General features: G+C 63.1%; 14 protein-coding genes. All 14 read right to left on the bottom strand.

The features are described from left to right. Positions 1–66: 66 nt before the first annotated feature. A complete protein-coding gene (locus EXV95_RS21585; RefSeq protein WP_176888414.1) occupies positions 67–1323 on the bottom strand; it encodes a Zn-dependent hydrolase in 1257 nt (418 codons plus the stop codon). Between the two features lie 30 nt (positions 1324–1353). After that, entirely contained in the window at positions 1354–2826 is a 1473-nt protein-coding gene (locus EXV95_RS21580; RefSeq protein WP_176888413.1) for a M81 family metallopeptidase, read from the bottom strand. Between the two features lie 18 nt (positions 2827–2844). Next, entirely contained in the window at positions 2845–3546 is a 702-nt protein-coding gene (locus EXV95_RS21575) for an ABC transporter ATP-binding protein (protein ID WP_055399322.1), read from the bottom strand. After that, the gene (locus tag EXV95_RS21570) at positions 3543–4319 is read right to left on the bottom strand and encodes an ABC transporter ATP-binding protein (RefSeq protein WP_055399324.1); all 777 of its coding nucleotides are present in this window, start codon (positions 4317–4319) and stop codon (positions 3543–3545) included. The genes EXV95_RS21575 and EXV95_RS21570 overlap by 4 nt, the downstream gene beginning before the upstream one ends. Continuing rightward, positions 4316–5299, bottom strand: a complete 984-nt coding sequence (locus tag EXV95_RS21565; protein ID WP_055399326.1) for a branched-chain amino acid ABC transporter permease — start codon at positions 5297–5299, stop codon at positions 4316–4318. Before EXV95_RS21565 ends, EXV95_RS21570 begins: the two co-directional genes overlap by 4 nt. 5 nt (positions 5300–5304) lie before the next feature. Next, the gene (locus tag EXV95_RS21560; RefSeq protein WP_176888412.1) at positions 5305–6165 is read right to left on the bottom strand and encodes a branched-chain amino acid ABC transporter permease; all 861 of its coding nucleotides are present in this window, start codon (positions 6163–6165) and stop codon (positions 5305–5307) included. 122 nt (positions 6166–6287) lie between these two features. Further along, positions 6288–7493, bottom strand: coding sequence for an ABC transporter substrate-binding protein (locus tag EXV95_RS21555; RefSeq protein ID WP_176888411.1), 1206 nt, complete (start codon positions 7491–7493; stop codon positions 6288–6290). Positions 7494–7762: 269 nt separating this feature from the next. Further along, positions 7763–8515, bottom strand: coding sequence for a response regulator (locus tag EXV95_RS21550; protein ID WP_176888410.1), 753 nt, complete (start codon positions 8513–8515; stop codon positions 7763–7765). Positions 8516–8553: 38 nt separating this feature from the next. Continuing rightward, positions 8554–10290 (bottom strand): sensor histidine kinase, encoded by a 1737-nt coding sequence (locus EXV95_RS21545; protein WP_176888409.1) that lies wholly within the window; start codon positions 10288–10290, stop codon positions 8554–8556. A gap of 47 nt (positions 10291–10337) precedes the next feature. Then, positions 10338–10556, bottom strand: coding sequence for a hypothetical protein (locus EXV95_RS21540; RefSeq protein ID WP_176888408.1), 219 nt, complete (start codon positions 10554–10556; stop codon positions 10338–10340). 219 nt (positions 10557–10775) lie between these two features. Beyond that, on the bottom strand, positions 10776–12032 hold the full coding sequence (locus EXV95_RS21535; protein WP_176888407.1) for a Zn-dependent hydrolase: 1257 nt from the start codon (positions 12030–12032) through the stop codon (positions 10776–10778). Positions 12033–12058: 26 nt separating this feature from the next. Beyond that, the gene (hydA, locus tag EXV95_RS21530) at positions 12059–13510 is read right to left on the bottom strand and encodes a dihydropyrimidinase (protein ID WP_176888406.1); all 1452 of its coding nucleotides are present in this window, start codon (positions 13508–13510) and stop codon (positions 12059–12061) included. Positions 13511–13587: 77 nt separating this feature from the next. Next, positions 13588–15045, bottom strand: coding sequence for an NCS1 family nucleobase:cation symporter-1 (locus EXV95_RS21525; protein WP_176888405.1), 1458 nt, complete (start codon positions 15043–15045; stop codon positions 13588–13590). Between the two features lie 220 nt (positions 15046–15265). After that, positions 15266–16579, bottom strand: a complete 1314-nt coding sequence (gene preA / locus EXV95_RS21520; protein ID WP_176888404.1) for an NAD-dependent dihydropyrimidine dehydrogenase subunit PreA — start codon at positions 16577–16579, stop codon at positions 15266–15268. Positions 16580–16585 lie beyond the last annotated feature (6 nt).

Genomic DNA, 16585 nt, shown 5'->3' with positions numbered 1-16585 from the left:
GACCTCAAGCAAGAACAGCCTCTAGCGCTTATCCAATAAGCGCATAAAGCTATTATTTAGATAGCATCAAGTCCCTGCACGCTCCAGCATGGCATGCAGCAGCACGTTGCACCCGGCCTCGATGTGCTCGGGTTTCGCATCCTCGATCTCGTTGTGGCTGATGCCGTCCTTGCAGGGGATGAAGATCATGCCGCTGGGTGCGAGCTTGGCCATGTAGACGGCGTCGTGCCCCGCGCCCGAGACAGCGGGCATGTGGCTGTAGCCCAGCTTGGCGGCTGCGCGGCCTACGGCCTCCACACACTCGGGCTGGAAGAGCTGCGCGGGGTAGCTGGACACCATCTCGATGTGCACCTGCACGCCGTGTTCTTGGGCCACCTGGTCGGCAAAGGCCTTCACCTCTGCAGCCATCTGGTCGACCAGCGCGTCGGTGCTGTTGCGCAGGTCGATGCTGAATTTGACCCGGCCCGGAATCACGTTGCGGCTGTTGGGGAACACCTGCACCATGCCCACGGTGCCGCGCCCATGCGGCGGGTGGCGGTGGGCGGCAGCGACTACGTCTTGCATGATGCGTGTGGCGGCCAGCAGGGCGTCCTTGCGCAGGGCCATGGGCGTGGGGCCTGCGTGGGCTTCCATGCCGGTCACGGTGCAGTCAAACCAGCGGATTCCCAGCACGCCGCTGACCACGCCGATGGTCTTGTCGTTGTCTTCCAGCACCGGGCCTTGTTCGATGTGGGTTTCGAAGTAGGCGCCGATGGGGTGGTCTCCCGGTTCCTGGTCTCCGATGTAGCCGATGCGCTCCAGCTCGCCCTTCACCGTCTTGCCTTCGGTGTCGGTGGCGGAGTAGGCGTGCTCCAGCGTGAAGGCCTTGGCGAAGACTCCGGAGCCCATCATCACGGGCACGAAGCGGCTGCCTTCTTCATTGGTCCAGAACGCGACTTCGATGGGGGCCTCGGTTTCGATGCCGTGGTCGTTGAGCGTTCGCACGACCTCGATGCCTGCCAGCACGCCGTAGTTGCCGTCGAACTTGCCGCCGGTGGGCTGGGTGTCGATGTGGCTGCCGGTCATGATGGGGGGCAGGTTGTTGTTGCGCCCGGGGCGGCGCATGAAGCCGTTGCCGATCTTGTCGATGGTCACCGTCATGCCTGCCTCGCGCGCCCAGCGGGTGACGAGGTCGCGGCCTTGTTTGTCCAGGTCGGTGAGGGTCAGGCGGCACACGCCGCCTTTGGGGGTGGCGCCGATCTGGGCCAGCTCCATGAGCGAGGCCCACAGGCGGTCACCGTTGACGCGCAAGGTATCAATGTTCATTTTTGCGGAATTGTTCATGGTGGCCTCTGGCAATGGAATCAAACGGGCTTACAGGGCGTCGAGCGGGTACACCGGGCGGCGCAGGTTTTGGTAGGGAAACAGGCTGTAGTCGGAGCTCGTGGGGCCCTGGCTGTCGCACTCCACCAAACCCGCCGACAACGGCACGAAGACAGGCCTGCAGTACATGCGCGACTTGAGCAGCAGGTAGGGGTAAATGGTGGGGTCGAGGCCCACACAGGAGAACACGCCCAGATCCCACGGCTCGTGGGGCTGCTCAACCACCACGATCTGCGTGTGGCCCAGGTCCAGCCACACAGCCCGCCCCATCGAACAGCGCTGGCCTGTGTAGATGGGGCCGGTGACCGTGTAGCTGCCATCGCTGATGGCCCGCACAGTGCCCTGTACCGGCACAGGATCTTTGTGCAGACCCAGCTGGGTTAACGGCACCTTGTTGCCCAAGCGCAGCGACACTTGCGCGCCCACCCCGGCCGCCACCAGTTCGGCCACAGCCTGCGGATCGCACAGCGGCCCGGTGGCAATGCCCTCCAGGCCTTGCGCCCACGCCGCCTGCAAGACATCCATGGTGTCGCACGTGCCACCCGACATGCAGTTGTCGCTGTGATCGAGCAACAACACGGGCTTGTCGGCACCTTGCGCCATGGCGGCTGCACGGTCGAACACCGCATTCAGGGGTTCACTCCGGTACACGTAATCGGCGCGCTCATTCCATATCTGGCTTGCCACCTGCTGCAGGGCCACAGCGGCCTGCGCTTCACCGTCAGCAGTAGCTTCGACAGTGGCGACCACGCTCATGCAAGGCGCAGGAATGTCAGCGAGGCAGAACCCGGCAAACACCGTCATGCCCGGCACGCCCTCACGCTCCGCTTCGGTTGCGGCCGCCACGGCGCGCGCCATGGCGCCATTGAGCGTGGTGCTGCGCAGCGTATGGCTCATCAGTGGCAATTGCTTCCAGCGGACGGCCCATTGGCGCCCCTCCTGGAGCATCTGCAGCACCAGACGCGCCACATGCGCACCCGTCTCGTACATGTCGATGTGCGGATAGGTCTTGAAGCCCACCATCACATCGGCGTTGTCCACCATGGTCTGCGTGATGTTGCCGTGCAGGTCGAGCGCCACGCCCAGTGGCACGCCCGGTGCAGTGGCACGCACGCGCGCCAGCAGGTCGCCTTCGCCATCGGGCGTGCTCTGCACCACCATGGCCCCGTGCAGGTCCAGCAAGATCGCGTCGCAACCAGGAGCCGCCGCCACGATGCGGTCTGTCAGGACGCGATAGGCCTCGGCATCGACCGTGCCGCTGGGATTGGCCGTGGCAGACACTGGCGTGATGCACTGCGCCCCCAGGCCCTGCGCCGCATCGATGAACGCCGCCATCGCCGTACGCATGCCCTTGTTTGCCTGGAAGGCCGCGTCGTCATAGTCAGGCGCAAACGATGCCAGCGGCGTGGCGACGGGTGAAAAGGTATTGGTCTCGTGGTTGAGACGCGCGATCAGAAATTTCATGACAGCTCGCAATGCAAATCAGACCAGGCCAACGCCCAGATAGCGGTCCTTGACCTCTTCGTCGGCCAGGAAGGTGGCGTTGTCCGCCGTGTAGACAATGCGGCCCTGCTCCAGCACGCAATGCCTGTCTGCCAGTTGCGTGCAGACCTCCAGGTTCTGCTCCACCAGCAGGATGGCCACTCCGGCCGCCTTGATGGTCTTGAGCTGGGACACGATCTCTTCAACGATTACCGGAGCGAGCCCTTCCACGGGCTCGTCCAGCATCAGCAGCTTGGGGTTGTTCATCAGCGCCCGCCCGATGGCCAGCATCTGCTGCTCGCCCCCGGACAACTGGCCGCCGCCGTTGGTGCGCCGCTCCTTGAGGCGCGGGAAGATGCGGTAGACATCGTCAAGCTGCCATGGTGAGCGTTTGCGCTGCCCAAGCAGCAGGTTTTCTTCCACCGTCAGCAGCTTGAAGATGCCGCGGTGTTCCGGTACCAGGCACACGCCCTGGCTGGCGATGACGTGGGGAGGCAACCCCTGCACCGGCTTGCCGGCAAACCGGATGCTGCCGCTGGTGGAAGGCACCACCCCGACGATGCTCTTGAGCGTGGTCGTCTTGCCGGCGCCATTGCGCCCCAGCAAGGTGACCAGCTCACCATCGCCCACCTCAAAACTCACCCCTTGCAGCACGTGGCTTTTGCCGTAATGGGCGTGAATGTTGTCCAGCGCGAGAATCATGCTTTCCCCCCCGTGATCATGTTGCCCAGATAGGCCGTGCGCACCCGGTCATCGCTGCGGATGTCGTGCGGCAGGCCTTCGGCCAGCACACGCCCCATCTGCATCACCGTTACCGTGTCAGAGATATCCATCACGATGTTCATGTTGTGCTCGATCAGGACCACGGTGTGCTGGTCACGAAGGCTCTTGATGAGACGCTTCATCTCTTCCAGGTCATCAATGCCCATGCCCGATGTAGGCTCGTCCAGAAAGATGGCCTTGGGCCGCGCCGACAAGGCCATGCCGACCTCCAGCCGGCGCTGCTGCCCGTGTGACAGGTTGCCGGCCGGCGTGTCGGCCAGTGACTCCAGCCCCACCTTTGCAAGAACGGCTTCGACCACTTCCTTCTGCGCACGTGCGCCCACCGGCTCGTGCCAGGGGTTCAGCGCGTGCATGGGGGCCACACCCTGTGCGCCCAGGCGCAGGTTCTCCCGCACCGACAGCGTGAGGAACAGGCTGGTGACCTGAAACGAACGCGCAATGCCCCGTTGCACACGGCGGTAGTCGGGCTCGTCCGTCACATCCTGGCCGTCAAACAGGATGCGCCCGCCACTTACGGTCTTGGTACCAGTGAGCATGTGAAACAGCGTGGTCTTGCCAGCGCCATTCGGGCCGATCACGGAGTGCACTGTGTTGGCGCGCACCTGCAGGCTCACGCCGCCCAGCGCGGGAAACTTGCCGTAATGCTTCTCGACATCGATGGCTTCCAGCAGGATCGGAGACTTGGTGTTCATGCCTGTTCTCCCTTCGCAGTTGCAGCCGTTGCCGTATTGCGCTGCCCCTGCAGCTTGCGCCACAGCATTTCACCCAGGCCCCACAGGCCACGCTGCATCCACAGGCTGACGGCAATCAGCGCCACCCCCAGCAGCAGCAGCCATCGCGGCCACAACTGGGACAGCCAGTCCGCCAGCAACAGGTAGAACGCTGAGCCCAGCAACGAGGCGAACAGATTTCCGGTGCCGCCGATCACGGTCATGATCAGAATCATCTCGCTGGTGTGCAGTTCGGCGTTGGACAGCGGAGCCAACCCCGTCATCATGGCGTGCAACGCCCCCGCCAGCCCAGTGACCGCACCCGAAATCACAAACGCCTGCAGCTTGAGCAAACGCAGGTTGTAGCCAATGGCCGCAGCGCGCTCCTCGTTGTCACGCACCGCCAGCAACGTGCGGCCAAATGTGGAGTTGGACACCCTGAGCAACAACCAGAAAACGATCAGGAACAGCAGCGACACAAAGCCATAGAACTGCCAGGGCGTAGCCAGCGTCCACAGGTCTGCACCAAACAGCGAGAGGTTGGGGCGCGGCACGTCCATCAAGCCGTTGTCGCCGCCCGTGAGATCGGTCGCTGTGTAGGCAATGAAGTAAAACATCTGCGAGAAGGCCAGCGTCAGCATCACGAAATAGGTCCCTCGCTGACGGATGGCCACCCAGCCGACCAGGGCAGCGCCCAGTGCGCCCATCAATGTTGCCAGCAGCAACGCCAGCGGCATGGGCACCGCCCAGCGGCTCAGCATCAGCGCCACCGTGTAGCTGCCCAGACCGAAGAAGATGCCCTGCCCGAAAGACAGCAGGCCCGTGAAGCCCAGCAGCAGATTGCATCCCATGGCAGCCAGCGCAAAGATCAGCACTTCACTCGCCAGAGAACCGGAATGCATGAGCAACGGCATGGTCAGAACCACCACAGCCGCCAGGATGAAATGGGTGTATTTTTTCATGTGCTTCACTCCTTTTGACCCAGCAGGCCGTGAGGCCTCAGCAACAACACGGCGCCCATGGCGATGTAAATCATCAGGCGAGCGCCTTCGGGCCACAGCGTGCTCATCACGCTTTGCACGATGCCGATCATGAGCCCACCCAGTAGCGCCCCGCCAAAGCTGCCAAGCCCTCCGACCACCACCACCACGAAGGCCACGGCAAGCGCCTCCACGCCCATGAAGGGCTCGGCTCCGCGTATCGGAGAGGCCAGCACCCCGGCCAGGGCCGCTGTGGCGGCTCCCAGCCCAAACACCAGACTGAAGATCCGCAACACGTTGATTCCCAGCAACGAGACCATCTCGGTGGACTCGCTGCCCGCACGCACGGCACTGCCCAGGCGAGTGCCCTCCAGCACCCACCACAACAGCACAGAGAGCACTGCCGTGAAGCCAATCACAAACAGGCGGTACTTGGGGTAGATGAAGCTGCCCCACATCACCACCCCTTGAAGCGCATCGGGCACGGCCACGCTGTCGCCCAAGGGGCCCCATTGCAGGATCACCAACTCCTGCGCTGCAAGGGCCAGACCCACGGTGACCAGGATGTGAAACTCGTGCGCTGACGCGTACACATGGCGCAAGACCAGCTTCTCCGTCGCCCAGCCAATGAAGCCGACAACCAAAGGGACGACCAGCAACGCCAACCAGAAGCTCATGCCCCAACGCGTCATCTGATAGCAGAAATAGGCGCCGATCAGATAGAACGCTCCATGGGCAAAGTTCACAAATCGCAGCAGACCAAAAACAATGGACAGGCCGACTGCCAACAGGAAATACAGCATGCCGATGCCGATCCCGTTGATAACCTGTAGCAGATAGATATTCATACAGTGCTCGGGCAACAGACCCAGCAGGCCGCCATGGGGCGGACCCTGGGTTCACCAGTTCTGGAATGGCGTGGCGGTTGCGGCTTGCAGGTAGCCGCCCGCCACGCAGGCCTTGCTGACTGTCAGGCGCGCTTGCAGCCTGTCTTGTCCACCGGCAGGAACGACTTGCCCGAACTGAGCACATCCACGTAGTCGTCCTTGTTCTTCATCTTCGACTTGGCTTTGCCCTTGAGCAGGTAGTAGTTCTTGATGACCTGGTGGTCTTCTTTGCGTACCTCTTCTTCGCCCGTCAGGCCCTGGTACTTGTGTCCCTCGAGTGCGGCGATCACGGCCTTTTGCTCGACCGAGTTGGCCTTGATGATGCCGTCGATCAGCAGCTTGGTGCAGATGTACGAGCCCGCGAGGCTGTAGTTGGGATTGATCTTGAGCTTGTCATTGGTGCGTTTGACCAGATCGCGATTGAGTTCGGAATCCACGGTGTGCCAGTACTGGGCGCCGAAGTAGATGCCGTCGCAGAGGTCGGCGCCCAGCGATTCGAACTGTTCCAGGCCCGAGGCCCAGGCCACCAGAATCGTCATGTTCTTGTGCATGCCAAAGCTCACCGCCTGGCGCAGCGTGTCAGCGCATTGCGCGCCAAAGTTCAGCAACAGCAGTACATCGGGTTTGGCCGCGATCGCGTTGGTGATGTAGCCGCTGAACTCCTTTTCCGCGAGCGAGTGGTAGCTGTTGCCCACATGCTCGACGCCCTTTTCCTTGAAGATGTTCTTGGCTGCCGACAGAAGGCCATCGCCAAAGACGTACTGCGGGGTGATGGTGTACCAGCGCTTGGCCTTGGGCATGGACTCAATCAGCGGTCGCACAGTCTGCTCGACCGCGCCGAAGGTCGGCACCGACCAGCGGAAGGTCGCCACATTGCAGTCCGCGCCCGTGAGTTCGTCAGCTCCGGCAGTGGTGACAAACAGGCCTCCGGCCTTCTCGGCCTCCTTGCCCATGGCCAGGGCCTCGCCCGACAGAATGCCGCCCGCGAAGAAGCGCGCACCTTGCTGCTGCGCCGCTTCCTGCACTTTGCGCACAGCGGTGGCGGGCTTGCCCTCGGTGTCCAGCAGGGTGTAGGCCAGCGGACGATTCAGTGCCTTGCCATATTGCTCAATGGCCAGCTTCATGCCCAGATCGGCAAACTTGCCATTCGCCGCAAACGGGCCCGACATGGGCACGGGACAGCCGAACTGAATGGCACCAGCGACCTGTGCAAACGCACTACGGGTCAGGCCCATGGACGCAGCCAGCGCTGACAGTGCCGAGACTTGCAATATTTGCCGACGTTGCATGAAGGACTCCCTTGAAGGTGAATGGATGGATCGCGTGATTTGCGGCCTCCATAGTGCGCAGCAAAGGGACTTCGTGAACTTTCACGATCTTTCATTTGGATTCATGCGAATCAAGGGTTAACCCTTGATTGCACCAAGAGGGTTTCTCCACGCACCGCGACTGCGCACGCAACTGCCCGCCATGCACCATGAAGTGCCTGGAAGGCGGAGTCCGAAGCGTCGGGATTGCGTGACAACGCGGCCCAGGCCGTGCACTCCCCGGCATGCACTCAGTGCAGGCGGGAGACGTCCTGGGTGATTTGCGCGTCAGCTGTGAACACGTAGCCGATCTGGTGAAGGGTCTTCACGGGCAGTGGTTCCGCAAAGGCTTCCGCCGCCTTCTTGCGCAAGCGCGTGAGAAGCAGGTTCAGGCGTTCTGCGCCGTTCTGGGCGCGCGCGCCGAACAGATGATCGCTCAGCTCGCGCTTGGAGACTTGCTGGCCCTGCGCACGCAAGAGCTGCTGGAAAAACATGAACTCATGGGTCGTCAGCTTGAGCTGTTTGCCGTGCGGCGAGCTCAGCGTCCAGTCCTTGACCGCAAGGACCCATACGGGCGCCGGAGCACTTTGAGCGCGAACTGAAATGTCCAGGCCGGATGCCGCCGTGCGCGGCGCAAGGCGGTTGGCAGTCGCATCAATGTTCGCAGCCAGCTCCCGCAGGTTGACGGGCTTGACCAGGTAACGATCTGCGCCAGCACGCATGCCGGCAAGGCGGTCATTGAGGGCATCGCGAGCGCTCAGAATGATCACACCCACCTCAGGCCTGGACTTTAGCAGCGAGGCCACGCTCAGGCCATCTTCGCCTGGCAGGCCCAGGTCAAGAATCACCACATCCACGGGCCGCACCGTGAATCCCTTGTAGAAGGCTTCCGCACTCTCGGCGCCCCAGACGCTGTAGCCAGAATCGAGCAGGAACTCTTCGATGCTGTGCAACTGGTCCGAGTCGTCCTCAACAATGGCGATGTGGGGTTTTTGTTGGGTCATGCGGGAAGTGCCTTCGGTCCCTGCGCAAGACGCAATATTCAGGCCACCGAAAAGGGAAGTTCAATCACAAAACACATGCCGGTCGGCGACCGGGACTGCAGCGTAATCGTGCCGCCATGCAGTTCGACTATGCCTTTTACCAAGGCCAGCCCCAATCCGGCACCGGGTTTGCCCTCAGCGGTTCGTCCTCGCCGGTACTTTTCAAACACCTTCTGCTGCTCGTCGGGCTGAATACCCGGGCCCTCGTCTTCGACCGACAGACGACAGCGCCCCGCCTCTCGCGTCACACGCAGCAACACCGTCGTCCCAGCCGGTGCATATTTGAAAGCGTTCGACAGCAGGTTCATCAGCATCACCCGCAGCAGTACCGGGTCGCCATGCAGCGCCGGCAGATCGGCCTGCACTTGCTGCTGCACGGTATGCGCTGTGGACAGCTGGCCGCCGTTTTCCGTGACCCACATGACCATTTCAGCCACGTCCACATCCACGGGCTCGAGCGCGAAGTTCTGGCTGTCGATGCGGTCCTGGGTCAGGCAGTTGTCGAAGAAATAGCTCAAGCGCGCAGAACCGCGCAGGATGCGCTGGGCCAGCGCCTCCTGCGCCGGTATGTCCTTGGAGCGCAGCGCCAGCAGTTGACCTGCGGTGTTGATCACCGCCAGCGGCGAACGCACCTCATGCGAAAGCATGGCAATGAAATGGCGTTGATCGAGGACCGTCTGCTCGATGGAAGCGACAGCACTCTCCAGCTCCTGGGTGCGCTGCGCAACCATGGCTTCCAGGTCTTGTGCATGCTCCTGCATGTGACGCGCCATGTAGCCCATCGCATCGGCCAACGAGCGCAGCTCACGGATCGGGCTGGACTTGGGTGCCTTGGCCGTCCAGTCATCCTGGGTCAGGCGAGTCGCCCAGTCGCTGAGCGATTGCAGCGGACGAACCAGGCGACTGGCGACAAAGAGCGAGAAAAGTACGGATGCCAGCATCACAGCCAGCGTGGTGTAGATGGTGTTGCGCAACACCCCGCGCAGCGGAGCATCGAAGCGACTCTCCGGCAGCATGATGGCCATAGTGAGCGTCGGCCCCTTGTGCAACACATGCGTCCACCAGCGCATCAGATGCCGCTCGCCACCCACTTCCATGAACTCATGCCCCTCCACCTGACCGGTGCGCAGGATGTGCTGCCCCAGAGCACGCACCACGGGATCTCCACTCTCGTCCATGCGCGGCCGCCGCTCACCGGCAGCCCCCGTGAGCCCCATGGAGGCATCGGCTGAAGACATGGCCAGCAGCTCTCCAGATGCCTCCGCCAGAAACGCCTTTCCGCCAGACTCCGAAGCGACGGTATTCAAGAAATCGTTCAGCTGCGACAGCGAAACGTCTGCCGTGACAATGCCAATCAGATCGCCGTTCCTGGCACGCAATGGCGCGGATGCCCCCATACCGATCGCACGATAGGCGCCTTGCACGTCCTCGATCTTGTAACGATAGGGTGCGTACCATGACGTCCCGTCGTAATCCAGGGCGTTGGTGTACCAGGGTCTGTTGCGCGCATCAAAATCGATCTCACTGCGCGAAATCAGCGTGGGCTGGCGTGTCAGCTCATCCACCCGAAAGACCTCCATCGCACGATCTCCGCTGATCGTGGCTCGCATCATGCGCAGCGCCCGGTCACTCCCTAGGGGTGGACGGCTGCCGGCGAAGTACTCGCCCTCCCGCGTCCCCAGAGAGATGAACGTCAACTGCGGCTGCTGGTCAATCTGCAGCATGAACTGCTTCATGAGCTGGTCCGGGTGATCGACCATCAACAGACCGGCACGCGCCTGTTCTACATTGAAAGCCACCGCCCGCTGGGGCACATCGAAAAAGACAACAGCTTTTCGCGCACCCGCTGCGAGACTTCGTCGGCCAATTGGAGTGCAAAGCCCTCCATCGCGCCCACAGCAGAGCGATAAAAGAGGGTGCCGCTGGCCAGCGAGATCGGCAGGAGAATCGCCAGCAGCGCAAAGGTCAAAAAACTGCGCAGCGCGATGCGGCGAGCAAACATGGGCAGCCTGGGTGAAGTGAGCCTGGAAGGGAAATCGGATTCAAGCACAGATCGGCAGAAGTGCCCGCCCTCGACTTATGGAGCCGTACCAGGCTGCGCGCCGCCCCGACGAGAGCATCCTGCGCAGCCCCATGCCGCCTGAGCCCAGTACCAGACTTCAAGCCAGATTGAGCGCCAGCGCTTTTCCATAAAGCGCCGACAGCTACTATTTAAATAGCATCAAGTCCCTGCACGCTCCAGCATGGCATGCAGCAGCACGTTGCACCCGGCCTCGATGTGCTCGGGTTTGGCATCCTCGATCTCGTTGTGGCTGATGCCGTCCTTGCACGGGATGAAGATCATGCCGCTGGGCGCGAGCTTGGCCATGTAGACGGCGTCGTGCCCCGCGCCCGAGACAGCGGGCATGTGGCTGTAGCCCAGCTTGGCGGCTGCGCGGCCTACGGCCTCCACACACTCGGGCTGGAAGAGCTGCGCGGGGTAGCTGGACACCATCTCGATGTGCACCTGCACGCCGTGTTCTTGGGCCACCTGGTCGGCAAAGGCCTTCACCTCTGCAGCCATCTGGTCGACCAGCGCGTCGGTGCTGTTGCGCAGGTCGATGCTGAATTTGACCCGGCCCGGAATCACGTTGCGGCTGTTGGGGAACACCTGCACCATGCCCACGGTGCCGCGCCCATGCGGCGGGTGGCGGTGGGCGGCAGCGACTACGTCTTGCATGATGCGTGTGGCGGCCAGCAGGGCGTCCTTGCGCAGGGCCATGGGCGTGGGGCCTGCGTGGGCTTCCATGCCGGTCACGGTGCAGTCAAACCAGCGGATTCCCAGCACGCCGCTGACCACGCCGATGGTCTTGTCGTTGTCTTCCAGCACCGGGCCTTGTTCGATGTGGGTTTCGAAGTAGGCGCCGATGGGGTGGTCTCCCGGTTCCTGGTCTCCGATGTAGCCGATGCGCTCCAGCTCGCCCTTCACCGTCTTGCCTTCGGTGTCGGTGGCGGAGTAGGCGTGCTCCAGCGTGAAGGCCTTGGCGAAGACTCCGGAGCCCATCATCACGGGCACGAAGCGGCTGCCTTCTTCATTGGTCCAGAACGCGACTTCGATGGGGGCCTCGGTTTCGATGCCGTGGTCGTTGAGCGTTCGCACGACCTCGATGCCTGCCAGCACGCCGTAGTTGCCGTCGAACTTGCCGCCGGTGGGCTGGGTGTCGATGTGGCTGCCGGTCATGATGGGGGGCAGGTTGTTGTTGCGCCCGGGGCGGCGCATGAAGCCGTTGCCGATCTTGTCGATGGTGACGGTCATGCCCGCTTCGCGTGCCCAGCGGGTCACCAAGTCACGGCCTTGTTTGTCCAGGTCGGTGAGGGTGAGGCGGCACACGCCGCCCTTGGGGGTGGCGCCGATCTGCGCCAGCTCCATGAGCGACGACCACAGGCGATCTCCGTTGATGCGCAGGTTCTCGATGTTGGGTTTGACTTTGGTGTCCATGGTGTTCTCCGGATGCATTGCAGCGGTCAGCGTGCAACGGCGGTGGGGGCCAGGTCCTGCGCACGTTTTTGCACGGCCTGGAAGTTGGCACCAAACGCGGGGCGCTTGATGTAGCGGCCTTTGCCCTGCTCGGCCCGCAGGTCGCCGTTGGCAAACACCACGCGGCCCTGGCTCACAGTGTGGCTGGGGATGCCGCGCACGGTGCGGCCTTCAAAGATGTTGAAGTCGCCCTTGCTGAACTGGGTCTTGGCGGAGAAGGTCTTGGTGCCTTGCGGGTCCCACAGCACCAAATCAGCATCGGCACCTTCGCCGATGTAGCCCTTGCGCGGATAGATATTGAACAGCTTGGCCGCGTTGGCCGAGGTGATGGCCACGAACTCGCTGGGCGTGAGTCGCCCAGTGTTCACGCCACCATCCCACAGCGCAGCCATGCGCTCTTCCACACCGCCGGTGCCGTTGGGAATCTTTGCGAAGTTCTCTTTGCCCATGGCCTTTTGCGCGGCGCAGAAGGTGCAGTGGTCCGTGGCCGTGGTGTGCAGCTGGCCCGACTGCAGGCCGCGCCACAGCGCCTCCTGGTGGCCCTTGGGGCGGAAGGGCGGGCTCATCACATAGGCGGCGGCCTTGGCGAAGTCGGGGTCGCGGTACACGCTGTCGTCCACCAGCAGGTGGCCCGCCAGCACCTCGCCGTACACGCGCTGGCCGCGCGCACGGGCGCGGGCAATCGCGTCGGCCGACTCCATGCAGCTCACATGCACCACGTAGATGGGAACGCCCAGCACGTCGGCAATGGCAATGGCGCGGTTGGCGGCTTCGGCCTCGACCATGGGCGGGCGCGACAGCGGGTGGCCCTCGGGGCCAGTGATGCCCATCTTGGCGACCTCTTGCTGCAGCAGGTACACCAGCTCGCCGTTTTCGGCGTGCACCGTGGGCATGGCGCCCAGCTCCAGCGCGCGCTTGAAGCTGTTCACCAGGGTTTCGTCGTCGCACATGATGGCGTTCTTGTAGGCCATGAAGTGCTTGAAGCTGTTCACACCTTCCTGCTGCACCAGCGTGCCCATGTCGGCGCGCACCTGCTCGCTCCACCAGGTGATGGCGACGTGAAACGAATAGTCAGCGGCCGACTTCTCCGCCCAGCCGCGCCACTTGCGATAAGCATCCAGGATGGGTTCTTGCGGATCGGGGATCACGAAGTCGATGATGCTCGTGGTGCCGCCCGCCAGCGCGGCGGCTGTTCCAGTGAAGAAGTCGTCCATGGTGACGGTGCCCATGAACGGCAACTGCATGTGCGTGTGCGGGTCGATGCCGCCGGGCAGCACGTACTGGCCGCTGGCGTCCAGCGTCTGCGCGCCTGCGGGGGCCTGCGCCGCAGCCCCATCCCCCACGGCCACGATGCGGCCATCGACGCACAACACATCGGCGCGCTGTTCACGGTCGGCGTTGACCACGGTGCCACCGCGGATCACAAGGGCTTGGGTCATGGGGGTCTCCTTCAAGGATGCGGATCAGATCAAAAAAAGGCCCTGCACTGGCACCAGGCCCAGGCAGGGCCAAGGGGTCACTTTTTCTTGGCAGTCAGGTAGTAGTAGGTGCCGGCCACGGCCAGGCTGAAGAACCAGCCAAAGTCGAACAGCGCCAGCAGCAGGCCGGGCACAGCCGCCTTGTCGATCACGCCCGACACGGCCAGGTAGCCCGGCAGGCAGGGCAGCACGCCCAGCGCAAAGGCAATCAGCGCCTGCACGTTCCAGCCATTGCTGTATTCGTATTCGCCGCCACGGCGGTACAGGTCTTCCACCTTCAGCTCGCTCTTGCGCACGAGGTAGTAGTCCACCAGCAGGATGCCCGCGATGGCGCCCAGCAGCGTGCCGTAGCCGCCCAGCCAGGTGAACAGGTAGCCGCCCGAGGTGGCCAGCAGCTTCCAGGGCATGAACACCAGGCCAATCAGCGCGGCGATCAGGCCACCCATGCGGAAGCTGATCTTGGACGGTGCGACCTGGCTGAAGTCGTACGAAGGCGACACCAGGTTGGCGGCGACGTTGGTGGTCAGGTTGGCCAGCAGGATCACCAGCAGGCCCACACCTGCAGCCACGCTGCCCATTTGCGTGAGCAGGCCGTCGGGGAACAGTTGCGCCTTGCCGTACAGGATGGCCGAGGCCGAGAAGCCAATCACGCCCACCATGGAGAACAGCGCCATGGGAATCGGCAGGCCAATCGCCTGGCCCATGACCTGATCCTTTTGCGTCTTGGCAAAGCGTGTGAAGTCGGGAATGTTGAGTGCCAGCGTAGCCCAGAAGCCGACCAGGCCCGTCAGCGCTGCCCAAGTCTTGGGGCCACCTTCGACCACCTTGGCAGGCAGGTTGAAGAGCTGGCCCGAAGGCACCTTCATCATCAGCACCACGACGAGCACGATGGACGCAATGATCATCAGCGGCGCGGCGATCACTTCGAGCTTGCGGATGGACTCTGGGCCCTTCCAGATGAAGTAAATGTGCACCGCCCAGAACGCCAGGAAACACATGAATTGCGAGGTGCTGATGGTCTGCCCCTCCGCCGGGCCCGCGAGCCCCATGCCCAGGATGTTCAGGAAGCCATGCAGCGCCAGCGCGCCGAAATAGCAGTTGATGGAGAACCAGCCACACGCCACCAGGCCCCGCAGCACAGCGGGCAGGTTGGCGCCTTTGACGCCGAACGAAGCACGTGCCAGCACGGGGAACGGCACACCATATTTGGGCCCCACGCGGCCGATCAGCACCATGGGTATGAGCACGATGCAGTTGGCCAGGAACACCAGCCACACGGCCATCTGCCAGGTGAAGCCCTGGTCGAGCATGGAGCTGGCCATGGTGTAGGTGGGCACACACACGACCATGCCCACCCAGAGTGCGGCGAAGTCTTTCCAGGTCCAGTGTCGCTGTGCGGCGGTGGTGGGGAGCAGATCTTCATTGGCGAGCGTGTTGGAGGCTCCGCCGGGCATTAGCCCCGCCACGTGGGCAGCGCTGCCGGTACTGTTGGTCATGCCTGTACTCCTGTCAAAGACGTCGTTGGGATTGCACACAACCCACCGTCTGTTTCAGCGCCCTCACGCTGGCAGATGGCGGGCAAAGGGAAGCGAGCGATGCTAGAGATCACGCAAGAACCGCACCAGATGCAGTGCAGCATGCGTTGCAAATCAGCACCACAACGGGTGCTATCACAACGCCTTGCAGGGCCTGTGGCACACACACGCATAGGTCACATCAAGCCGCAGCAGACACGCGCTGCGGGTTGTTGGGGTGCGTGGTCCAGTTGGCGTATTCGCCGGTCACCTTCTTGCCCGTGCGCACATCAACTTCGCCCGGCTCCAGCGCGCGCATGGTGATGCACTCTGGCACGGGGCAGATCGACACGCACAGGTTGCAACCCACGCACTCGGACTCGTTGATCTCGAACTTGCGCACGCCACCTTCCTTGGTGAAGGTGATGGCCTGGTGCGAAGTGTCTTCGCACACCACATGGCAGCGGCCGCACTGGATGCAGGCATCCTGGTTGATGACCGCTTTTTCGATGTGGTTGAGGTTGAGGTTCTTCCAGTCCTTGACCGTGGGCACGGCCTGGCCTTTGAAGTCGTCGAGCGTGGCGTAGCCGTGCTCGTCCATGAAGTTGGACAGGCCGTCGCACATGTCCTGCACGATCTTGAAGCCGTACACCATGGCCGCCGTGCACACCTGCACCGTGCCGCAGCCCAGCGCAATGTATTCGGCCGCATCGCGCCAGGTGGTGATGCCGCCGATGCCGCTGATGGGCAGGCCAGCGGTCTGCGCGTCGCGTGCAATCTCGGCCACCATGTTCAGCGCAATGGGCTTGACGGCCGGTCCGCAGTAGCCGCCGTGCGAGCCCCAACCGTCCGTACTCGGGCTCATCACCATGCGGTCTAGGTCCACACCCATGATGGAGTTGATGGTGTTGATGAGCGACACGGCATCGGCCCCGCCCGCCTTGGCAGCGCGTGCGGGCTGGCGCACGTCGGTGATGTTGGGCGTGAGCTTCACGATCACCGGCAGCTTGCTGTAGTGCTTGCACCAGGCCGTGACCATCTGGATGTATTCAGGCACCTGGCCCACGGCGGCGCCCATGCCACGCTCGCTCATGCCGTGCGGGCAGCCGAAGTTGAGTTCAATGCCATCGGCGCCCGTGTCCTCCACCAGCGGCAAAATGTTCTTCCAGCTCTCCTCCACGCAAGGCACCATGAGCGAGACGATCATGGCCCGGTCCGGCCAGTTGCGTTTGACACGCTTGATCTCTTCCAGGTTGGTATGCAGTGGCCGGTCGGTGATCAGTTCGATGTTGTTCAGGCCGATCACGCGGCGGTCTTGCGACATGAGCGTGGAATAGCGCGGGCCGTTGACGTTGACGACCGCTGGATCCTCGCCCAGCGTCTTCCACACCACGCCGCCCCAGCCCGCCTCAAAGGCGCGGGTGACGTTGATCTCCTTGTCGGTGGGCGGTGCGGACGCCAGCCAGAAGGGGTTGGGGCTTTGGATGCCCAGGAAATTGCTGCGAATGTCTGCCATGGGGTG

The sequence above is a fragment of the Acidovorax sp. JMULE5 genome (genome assembly GCF_013376875.1).
GTDB classification, from domain to species: domain Bacteria; phylum Pseudomonadota; class Gammaproteobacteria; order Burkholderiales; family Burkholderiaceae_C; genus Acidovorax; species Acidovorax facilis.
Note: the sequence above shows the minus strand (reverse complement) of the source record. Positions and strands in the feature narration are given on the sequence as shown.

Bases quoted from the DNA above. Each gene is read 5' to 3' on its own strand.
- preA (WP_176888404.1), bottom strand. From the start codon at position 16,579: ATGGCAGACATTCGCAGCAATTTCCTGGGCATCCAAAGCCCCAACCCC.
- EXV95_RS21565 (WP_055399326.1), bottom strand. From the start codon at position 5,299: ATGAAAAAATACACCCATTTCATCCTGGCGGCTGTGGTGGTTCTGACC.
- EXV95_RS21575 (WP_055399322.1), bottom strand. From the start codon at position 3,546: ATGATTCTCGCGCTGGACAACATTCACGCCCATTACGGCAAAAGCCAC.
- EXV95_RS21535 (WP_176888407.1), bottom strand. From the start codon at position 12,032: ATGGACACCAAAGTCAAACCCAACATCGAGAACCTGCGCATCAACGGA.
- EXV95_RS21580 (WP_176888413.1), bottom strand. From the start codon at position 2,826: ATGAAATTTCTGATCGCGCGTCTCAACCACGAGACCAATACCTTTTCA.
- EXV95_RS21585 (WP_176888414.1), bottom strand. From the start codon at position 1,323: ATGAACAATTCCGCAAAAATGAACATTGATACCTTGCGCGTCAACGGT.
- EXV95_RS21555 (WP_176888411.1), bottom strand. From the start codon at position 7,493: ATGCAACGTCGGCAAATATTGCAAGTCTCGGCACTGTCAGCGCTGGCT.
- EXV95_RS21540 (WP_176888408.1), bottom strand. From the start codon at position 10,556: ATGTTTGCTCGCCGCATCGCGCTGCGCAGTTTTTTGACCTTTGCGCTG.
- EXV95_RS21570 (WP_055399324.1), bottom strand. From the start codon at position 4,319: ATGAACACCAAGTCTCCGATCCTGCTGGAAGCCATCGATGTCGAGAAG.
- EXV95_RS21545 (WP_176888409.1), bottom strand. From the start codon at position 10,290: ATGAAGCAGTTCATGCTGCAGATTGACCAGCAGCCGCAGTTGACGTTC.
- EXV95_RS21525 (WP_176888405.1), bottom strand. From the start codon at position 15,045: ATGACCAACAGTACCGGCAGCGCTGCCCACGTGGCGGGGCTAATGCCC.
- hydA (WP_176888406.1), bottom strand. From the start codon at position 13,510: ATGACCCAAGCCCTTGTGATCCGCGGTGGCACCGTGGTCAACGCCGAC.
- EXV95_RS21560 (WP_176888412.1), bottom strand. From the start codon at position 6,165: ATGAATATCTATCTGCTACAGGTTATCAACGGGATCGGCATCGGCATG.
- EXV95_RS21550 (WP_176888410.1), bottom strand. From the start codon at position 8,515: ATGACCCAACAAAAACCCCACATCGCCATTGTTGAGGACGACTCGGAC.